The 1336-nt window shown below is 37.9% G+C and carries 1 protein-coding gene and 1 pseudogene; both read right to left on the bottom strand.

The window, feature by feature from the left end; all coding sequences use genetic code 11:
* Positions 1-274 precede the first annotated feature (274 nt).
* Positions 275-874 carry a hypothetical protein gene (locus tag PX481_RS27500; RefSeq protein WP_004266806.1) on the bottom strand — a complete coding sequence of 200 codons (600 nt, stop codon included), beginning with the start codon at positions 872-874 and terminating at the stop codon, positions 275-277.
* A 232-nt stretch (positions 875-1106) separates the two neighbouring features.
* A pseudogene (locus PX481_RS27495) lies at positions 1107-1336 on the bottom strand (photosystem II repair protein Psb32); the annotation flags it as partial.

The raw sequence follows: 1336 nt of genomic DNA, 5'->3' as shown, positions 1-1336 counted from the left end.
TCAGGTGGTCAATTACCTAATTTTCAGGGAAAAAATCCCTAAATTTTCCCCCCAATCACTCCAATGGTAGGCACTTTTTCAGGGAAAAAAAGTCTAAAAGCCTTATCCAACAAGGTTTTTATATTTATTCAGCAAACCCTACTTAGTTAAAAGTTTGAGAATAAAGTAATAGCCAAGCTGAAAACCGATAAGCTTTGTACGGATTTTTTTTATTGTAAACTGCTTCAAATAAAAGCTTTGTAACTTTGAACACAAGCCATCGGCAGGATTAGAGCTATCGAAAAGAGTCTGGGGTGGATGGTTCCTCTAATAGACGAATTTCAATGGGGATGTAGGCCAGTTTAGCAAAAATCTTTTGTTGATGACTGACGGGCCACCATTCGTAAAGAAAAATTTCTAAAGGTCGCCAGAGAGCCACCCAACCACTAATTAATAATCCTTCTTCTAAGAAGTGAATAAATGTATCGCTGCCAAAACGACTAATTAATTCGCTAAGACTCAAACAAACAAAAAGAAAGGAGAGACCAATTATTAAAGATATGCGTCCCTGTCGCCAAATTGTCCGTAATTTTCTTTGTTCTACCTGTTGGCGATAGTCAAAATAATTATGTAAAGCTGAGGGTAACAGATGTCGGGCGGTATTCTGTTCGTTACTGGGAAGATAAAAGACTAATTTAAGGGGGGTATTTAGGGGGAATTCATCCACAGAGTTAATAATATAATTTTCGGCGTTATCGTCTAAATCTCTATCTAAAAATGGCGAAGGATCGAGAGAATTAAAGACTTGCTGTAACTGATTAAGTTTAATTTCAATTAAGTAAGTTCCTTCCTCCTCTCGATAATAGGATTGTAATTGAGTCACCAGTCTAGACATTAGTTATTAAGGTTAAGCAAATGGGGTGAACTGATACAACTAAAATCTACTAAGTAGGTAGGCACAATTATTTGTAGGGCGTTGGGTTTCATGCTTCAACCCAACCTACGTTCATCTTATATTTAATTCCACCCACCCACTTAGAAGTTACTTCATCTTGCTCATTCAGGCTGAGGATTGTACTATCTCTGAGAATATTTTAGCTGTATCAGTCCCAGATCATTAATTTAATTTAGCGACCAAAACCAGCGTACCAAAAATAAGTGACCATGGGGATTACTGTAGCTAAAACCAGTAAAACTATCACCCAAATCGTGGCATTTTTATCGTCAGTTTCTTCTGCGGTAGTAAAGGTACTTTCGATATTAATTGTCGCTACTTCCGGCGGACCGGGATCCGGTTCTCCAGAAAGTACCGCCGTTAGACGACGACTAGCATCGAGTAAAGCTTGATTATATTTTC

Source organism: Microcystis sp. M53603_WE2 (assembly GCF_030065435.1).
The sequence above is the reverse complement of the archived record's forward strand: the minus strand, read 5'-3'. Positions and strand labels throughout refer to the sequence as shown.

What these genes read in the sequence shown, in the direction of transcription:
- PX481_RS27500 (WP_004266806.1), bottom strand. Translation starts at nt 874, where the DNA reads ATGTCTAGACTGGTGACTCAATTACAATCCTATTATCGAGAGGAGGAA.